The following is a 6,869-nucleotide window of genomic DNA, read 5'->3' as shown; positions in this document are numbered from 1 at the left end:
ATGGTGCGGGAGGCAATCCTGATCTACAACCAGGAACGCCCACACCTGTCCTTGAAATACAAAACGCCCGATGCGGTGCATCGGGCGTTAGGGTGAAATAGGTGTAAACCTATTTCAGGACTAGACAGACTATTCAACGTATTCAGCAGCGCCTCACCAGCCCATGGTTCATCCGGGCCATGAAACAATCCAACCTGCATATCGAGAATCAACAGTGCATGCATAGTGCTTTTCCTTGCGTTTGGACCAGCGACACAAGGGCAAAAGAAAAGGCCCTTTCCATCACTGGCGGGCCTTTGAAGTTCGTGCGTTATTGGCTCACGACACCTCTCACGACCCGCCTAGGGCGGTCGTAGTCGTGGTGGTGGTCGAGGCAATGCGTAGCTGATTCATAAGCGGACAGTATCTGCACGGTGCCTGGTTGGCAAGGGGACAAGATCTACGCGATGGCTACTTCTTGTATTGCTCATTGAGGTCCGCTTCTGGCCGATTGCTGCCTTCGTTTCCATCCCATCACAAAATCGAAAACGCCGCTCATTGAGCGTGATGCTGTTCACTTAAGCGGAGCAGCCTTACGGTCCACTGGAAACCGGGTCTTTGAGATCTTCACCGTCCTTGGCCTCGAAGGCCTGGGGCGGTGATCCAGAAATAGTCCTCCAATACCTGCCCTTAGCTCTGCCAATCGCCTCCCTGTCGCTGAAACCGGGTTAGCCGCTGCCATGACGATCAGTTGGACGGCAATGTACTGGCAGGCCGGTTTGAAACGGATGTCCGAGGGGGCTCGGCCAAACGCCACCGCCGCCTGACTGGCCTCTCGACGAATCACGTTGTAAGCCAGTAAAAGCCCCCACACTTCTTGATAGATCAGCTCGATTTTTTTGCTGCGCAAGGTCATTGCGTTCTGTTGCATCGAACTCTTGATGTCCCTGAAGCCCAACTCGATCTCCCAGCGCTCCTGATAAAGCTTGGCAACGGTCTTGGTGGTGTAGGTCTTGGCTGGTAACGACGTCATGATGGTCTTCACTTTGCCTTGAATTTCATAGCTGACTTCGCGTACTTCCCAGTGCGATGGAAGCGTCGGATTTCGCTTTCTGGCCTGCGGCGAGACTTTCATGCGCACCAAACGGTCGTGCTGGCCATAACGGGCCACTTCCTCGCAGACCAGTCCTTTTTTTGCCGGGATCAACCAATGACGGTTGGTGCCCGTTCCGCTCAGGCTCGACAGCAGCTCCGCGCCCCAGAACCCTTTGTCGAACAGCGTCACCGAGTGGTCGGGAATCTGCTGTAAAAACTCGTCGGCCAAGCGCATTTCACTGCGTCGGTAAGGGCTCAATTGTGCATCCAGGATCACGTGCGAACGCACATTCATTAGCGCCACCAGGCGCAGCATCGGAAACGGTGTCTGACGTTCGCTCGGAGTATTTCCCGACCCGAAGTGATCTCGAAGCTCGGGCGCATCCGGGGTGCGCAAAAGCGCACCGTCCACCGCGAAGACCTGCAGATCATGCCAGGCATCATCGTCATAGCGCTCTGCGCCCCATTGGTTGCCGGTCTTGCGGAATAACCACTCAACAGGATCGGCGCCGAGCGGTTTACGAGCTTCAGTTACACCACTGCGGGCCAGCAAGTGGTCTGAGGCCAGGCCTTGGGCGTAGATGTTCAAACGTCTGGCTACCTCGTGAACCGGCTCGTCACGAAATAAGGCCATGCCGAGCACCAGCCAAAGCACTTGATCAGCGGGCAGGCGCCGTCGGCGAATGGTCGCCTGACTGGAAAGATCCAGTGCAGATGCGACCCACTCTATGGGAATGTTTTGGGTGAAGGTGCTCAGGTCGCAGAAGTTGAAAAGGTCGCCGAGGTCGAGCAGGTCCTGTTGAACAGACATAAAAAATCCGATGCCAGAGGTCTGGCATCGGATTTTCTAGGAAGCCCGGCGTGAGCTCAAATGCTTAAGTGAACAGCAGTACGCTCATTGAGCGGCGTTTTTGAATGCGTTTTATTTGTTAACCCAGGCCCCACATGCTTTCGCGTTTCATACCTGATCGATCCTTGCTGCCGCACTGATTGCCAGCGATGAGGGGTTCAAGTATTAGCCGCTCATCGAAAATCGATGATTTATCCAAGGTATGGGCTGAAGTATGGGCTGCAGGGTTTTGTCAAAAACCAGAAACGAAAAAGCCCTGAATAATCAGGGCTTTAGCGTGTAAATATGGCGGAGGCGATGGGATTCGAACTCATGGACCTGTTACAGTCGACGGTTTTCAAGACCGTTGCCTTAAACCACTCGGCCACACCTCCGTTTGCGTTGCGGGCGCCATAATACCTGAATGAAACACGCTGTCAAACTCTCTGCATGGCTTGTTACAGAGCGTCTGTTATGATCTTTGCGACTGAACGTTTCAAACCAACAGGAGTGTCGCCATGCGCGAACAGGATTACGCAGTTAATAACAGCGTGCAGGCTGAGCAGCTAGAGGTTAGCCGCGTCCTGCGCAACACGTACGGCTTGCTCGCTCTCACCCTCGCATTCAGCGGTGTGATGGCGTTCGTTGCACAGCAGATGCGTGTCGGCTACCCGAATATTTTCGTGGTGCTGATCGGCTTCTATGGCCTTTTCTTCCTTACCAACAAGCTTCGTGACTCGGCCTGGGGCCTGGTGTCGGCTTTTGCGTTGACCGGTTTCATGGGTTTCCTGCTTGGCCCAATCCTCAATCGTTACCTGGGCATGCAGGGCGGGGCTGAAGTGGTCAGTTCCGCTTTCGCGATGACTGCGCTGGTGTTCGGTGGTCTGTCGGCCTATGTGCTGATCACTCGCAAGGACATGAGCTTCCTCGGTGGTTTCATCACCGCCGGGTTCTTCGTGTTGCTGGGCGCGACGCTGGCAAGCATCTTCTTCCAGATCAGCGGTCTGCAACTGGCGATCAGCGCAGGTTTCGTGCTGTTTTCCTCGGTCTGCATTCTGTTCCAGACCAGCGCCATCATTCATGGCGGCGAGCGTAACTACATCATGGCGACCATCAGCCTGTATGTATCGATCTACAATCTGTTTATCAGCCTGTTGCAGCTCTTCGGCATCATGAGCCGCGATGACTGATCGCAAGCCTTGAGTAATAAAAAACCCGCTTCGGCGGGTTTTTTATGGACGTCTATTTCACTATCGGACAGGTACGCTTTATTTCAGAGGCCGGGATATTTCAACCATATCGGCCGCGCTTACTTTCAGCCGCAACGTCAGACCCTGCAGCTGTCTCATTTTCAACATGCCCAACTGCCCGCCCTTTCGCTCGTGCTTATTGGCATCCAAGCCGTGACATTCGAGTCTTCGTTCAGGGCGACTCTTGGTGTCCGCGTCTTCCCAGTGGCAGCGTACTTCAAGCAATTGCTCGTCCAGCCTGGTCGCGAGCTGCTCGTCCTCCTTCAGGAATGTTTCGACTTCAAGTCCAACGGTGGAGGTTTCAAACGTATTGCGACCGGCCTGTGACCGATCCCGGATCGTGAAGTCGAAACTGTTGAGCACCAGTGTGCAATCGCCGACTCTTTTGCCCAGCTCCACCTCGAATTCAGACGTATGAGGTGTAGGGGACAGCTGACTGTAAAACATCGCTTTGTCAGGATTGGGATCCCCGGCGTAATCGTCGGGCAAGATGCATACACTGGTGAACAGCGGACGATAGGAGGCGGTTACGTCCACGACAAACTGGGCGGGCATCTCAGTCTTGAGGGTCACATGATTGGAAAACATCGCGCAGCCTGTTGCTTGAATAATCAGGCTTCCCAGCAGCAGGTTGCGCACGAGACGAGGTACGGCGCTGGCACAGAGATGCCGTAGTAACGGGCGCATAAATACTTCCTTGTAGTGTTGCCGGTCGGCAAACGGGGTGCGCACTCTAGCGGTGTATGAAGAGTGGTGAAAGCGAAAAGCCTATTACGATCAGGAAAGGGGCCTTCCTTACTCCGCCACGACAATGCTGCCATCGGCTTGTTGGCGATAGATGGTGTAGGGCAGGAGCATGGTGTCAAGTGCGCCGGAAATGACCGCATCGATCAACACAATAATTGTTCCGTTGTTGTATTTCTCCGGATCGACGCCTGCCTCCAGCGGCGCATGCAGGGTGCAGAAATCATAGGTCACACCACTGTAGATCCGTGGAACCGCACCGCAGTAGCTTCTTTTTTCCTTGAGACTCTTTGCCGCCGCTTCGTCACTGCGCACCACCGTTTGAACAGTGCCGCAACCCACCAGCATCAATGCGGCGAGTAATATTGCCTGAGTTTTCATGCCGCCAATCCTTCGCCGGTAAACCATCAATCTATCCCATTCAGCCCCAAACCACACTCACGCCATCGGTGGCAACCGGCGCTTGACCGGGGTTTTCTTCACTATCGCTGTGTTGGTCTCGGCGTGGGTGTTGAGGCGGTCGAGCAAGGTGTCCAGTTGTTCCATCGAGCGCACATGCAGGCGCGCAATGAAGCAGTCGTCGCCGGTGACCTTATCGCACTCGGTGAATTCGGGAATGGCCTGGATCTGCCGCTCGACTTCCTGCAATTGCCCAGGCAATGGGCGAATTCGCACGATGGCTTGCAGCTGATAGCCAAAACATCTGGGGTCGATTTCTACGGTGTAGCCTTTGAGCACGCCGCGTTCTTCGAGTCGGCGCAGGCGCTCGGCCACGCTGGGCGATGACAACCCGCTGATCTGCGCCAAGGCTTTGAGCGAGCGCCGTGAGTCTTCCATCAAGGCGCTGATCAGCACTTGATCAATATCGTCGGTCATGGCGAAACCTCGATTAGGCAATTAAACAAAACGGCCTCGATAAAAAAGGCAGAAATCGAGTTTAGCCTGATTTTTGCGCTGGAGGAGACGTTCGACGGATTGGCATAATTTGCGCTCAAACACAGGAGTCTGATGATGGACAAAACACTACGGCGCGGGTCATTCGAAATGACCGCCGCCATGCTTATTTCCGGAACCATCGGCTGGTTCGTGCTGGTGTCGGGCCAGCCGGTGCTGGACGTGGTGTTCTGGCGTTGCGTATTTGGTGCCGGCACCTTGTTGCTGATTTGCGTGGCTTTCGGCTTCCTGCGCCCCGGTATTCTGACCCGCACCACGTTTCTGTTGGCCGTGCTCAGCGGGATGGCGATTGTCGGCAACTGGGTGCTGCTGTTCGCCTCCTATTCCCGTGCATCAATTGCCATTGGCACGGCGGTGTACAACGTTCAACCGTTCATGTTGGTCGGCTTGGCCGCGCTGTTTCTCGGGGAGAAAATCACCTTGCAGAAGCTGTTCTGGCTGGGTATTTCCTTTCTCGGAATGCTGGCGATTGTCAGCGCCCATGGCGAGCAGGGGGCGGGCGGCAATGATTACTTGATGGGGATCGGCCTGGCGCTGGGGGCGGCGTTTCTTTATGCGGTGGCTGCGTTGATCATCAAGCGCCTGACCGGCACGCCGCCGCACCTGATCGCCTTGATTCAGGTCTGCACCGGCGTACTTTTGCTCGCGCCTTTCGCGCACTTTTCGGCATTGCCCCAAGCGCCGAGTGCCTGGGCCAGCCTGGTTACCTTGGGCATCGTGCACACTGGTTTGATGTACGTATTGCTCTACGGCGCCATCCAGAAACTGCCGACGGCACTGACCGGCGCACTGTCGTTCATCTACCCGATTGCGGCGATTTTCGTTGACTGGTTCGCGTTCGGCCATCGCCTGGAGCCGCTGCAATGGCTCGGTGTGGCCGCTATCCTGCTGGCCGCTGCCGGTATGCAGCAGGGTTGGGGCCTGAAACTGCGCCGGGCGGCCACGCCGTAAGCCTCAGAGGTTCCAGCGCGGCGCAGTCTTGGCCAGGCGCTGGCGCATTTCGCAGATGTTCGCGGCCAGTTGCCGGGTCAACAGACGATAACCATCCAGCGGACTGTAGACCGGCGCGTCGAGACCGATTTCCGGCAGCTCCACCGGCCGGTTCAGCCGCTGGGCGGCCCCGGATTTCAAGGCCCGGGCCATGCCGATCAACTGCACGCGGATCTGCCGGTGCTCGGCTTTCAACGCGGTTTGAAGATGCGCCATGGCCACCGGATCACTGGCATCCGGACGCGTGTTGCCAAGGATTTCCAGGGTGCTGACGCACATCCGCAGATTACGTTGAATGGCATCCAATTCAGTCATGGAAATCCGTACTTCCTTGGACACCGACGGCATCAGCGAGCGCAGTTGCACCAGCACCGTATTCAGGCGACCCATGATCTTCAGGTGTTCGTCCGCGGTGACCGGTTGGCCATTGATGATGCGCCCATAAAGGGTCGCGCAATCGCGCAAGGCGTCGGCCAGGTTGTAGCGCCAGGAGAACACCGCGTACAGCGGCAGGGCGAAGGAAAACGCCAGGGCCAGGGCAATGCCGATCAGAATGTCCACGCCGCGCCACAACCCGTCGGTGACCGGGTTATCGCCATGCCCGGCGACGATAAACACGGTAATCGCCGACAGCAGCGCTGTGTAGCCGCCCTTGCCGATGGCGTGATACGAGAACAACCCGCACACCACCGACATCGCGAAATACGTCAGCCACGGCATCCCGAACCAGGCCTGTTGCGCCACCAGTAGCAAGCCGACACCGGCGCCGATCAAGGTGCCGATCGCCCGCTCGGCGGCTTTCTTGCCGATGTTGCCGTGATGCTGCAAGCCGCCGATCACCACCAGCATGGTCACCGACGCCCACTCGCCGTGGGGCAGGTGAATGCCGGTGGTCAGCAGGATCGTCGCCAGCAAGCCTAGCGACACCCGCACCGCGTGGATCACTCGCGCGTTGCGATAGCGCCGATACGGGTCCAGCAATGGACGCAGCAATCGACGCATCAGCGGTGGCAGGCGATAGGCGCTCA

The 6,869-nt window shown here is 56.8% G+C and carries 7 protein-coding genes, 1 tRNA gene and 1 pseudogene; 2 read left to right on the top strand and 7 right to left on the bottom strand.

Annotated elements, in window-relative coordinates:
• Positions 1 to 119: 119 nt before the first annotated feature.
• The 3 genes and pseudogenes from FQ192_RS34675 to FQ192_RS28465 form a co-directional block, all read right to left on the bottom strand.
• Positions 120 to 224, bottom strand: a pseudogene (locus FQ192_RS34675) (cysteine hydrolase); the annotation flags it as partial.
• A gap of 329 nt (positions 225 to 553) precedes the next feature.
• Complete coding sequence (locus FQ192_RS28470) at positions 554 to 1,885, bottom strand: IS4 family transposase (protein WP_149661507.1); 1,332 nt, start codon at positions 1,883 to 1,885, stop codon at positions 554 to 556.
• Between the two features lie 325 nt (positions 1,886 to 2,210).
• A tRNA-Ser gene (locus FQ192_RS28465) sits at positions 2,211 to 2,298 on the bottom strand.
• 123 nt (positions 2,299 to 2,421) lie between these two features.
• Between FQ192_RS28465 and FQ192_RS28460 the strand changes: the two genes are divergently transcribed.
• On the top strand, positions 2,422 to 3,093 hold the full coding sequence (locus FQ192_RS28460; protein WP_149661506.1) for a Bax inhibitor-1/YccA family protein: 672 nt from the start codon (positions 2,422 to 2,424) through the stop codon (positions 3,091 to 3,093).
• 78 nt (positions 3,094 to 3,171) lie between these two features.
• Here the strand turns inward: FQ192_RS28460 and FQ192_RS28455 are convergent, their stop codons facing one another.
• The 3 genes from FQ192_RS28455 to FQ192_RS28445 all read right to left on the bottom strand — a co-directional run bounded on the left by FQ192_RS28455 (position 3,172) and on the right by FQ192_RS28445 (position 4,773).
• Positions 3,172 to 3,840, bottom strand: coding sequence for a hypothetical protein (locus FQ192_RS28455; RefSeq protein WP_149661505.1), 669 nt, complete (start codon positions 3,838 to 3,840; stop codon positions 3,172 to 3,174).
• Positions 3,841 to 3,948: 108 nt separating this feature from the next.
• Positions 3,949 to 4,278 (bottom strand): YceK/YidQ family lipoprotein, encoded by a 330-nt coding sequence (locus FQ192_RS28450; protein ID WP_149661504.1) that lies wholly within the window; start codon positions 4,276 to 4,278, stop codon positions 3,949 to 3,951.
• A gap of 57 nt (positions 4,279 to 4,335) precedes the next feature.
• Positions 4,336 to 4,773 (bottom strand): Lrp/AsnC family transcriptional regulator, encoded by a 438-nt coding sequence (locus FQ192_RS28445; RefSeq protein WP_133839030.1) that lies wholly within the window; start codon positions 4,771 to 4,773, stop codon positions 4,336 to 4,338.
• Positions 4,774 to 4,908: 135 nt separating this feature from the next.
• On the opposite strand from FQ192_RS28445, the gene FQ192_RS28440 reads away from it, so the two are divergent.
• Positions 4,909 to 5,802 (top strand): DMT family transporter, encoded by an 894-nt coding sequence (locus tag FQ192_RS28440; protein WP_149661503.1) that lies wholly within the window; start codon positions 4,909 to 4,911, stop codon positions 5,800 to 5,802.
• A gap of 3 nt (positions 5,803 to 5,805) precedes the next feature.
• On the opposite strand, the gene FQ192_RS28435 is transcribed toward FQ192_RS28440, so the two are convergent.
• Positions 5,806 to 6,843: an FUSC family protein gene (locus FQ192_RS28435; protein ID WP_178129264.1), complete on the bottom strand. Its 1,038-nt coding sequence runs from the start codon at positions 6,841 to 6,843 to the stop codon at positions 5,806 to 5,808.
• Between the last annotated feature and the right edge of the window lie 26 nt (positions 6,844 to 6,869).

The sequence above is a fragment of the Pseudomonas sp. ANT_J12 genome, assembly GCF_008370045.1.
Classification (GTDB): domain Bacteria; phylum Pseudomonadota; class Gammaproteobacteria; order Pseudomonadales; family Pseudomonadaceae; genus Aquipseudomonas.
This window is presented reverse-complemented; position numbering and strand designations above follow the sequence as displayed.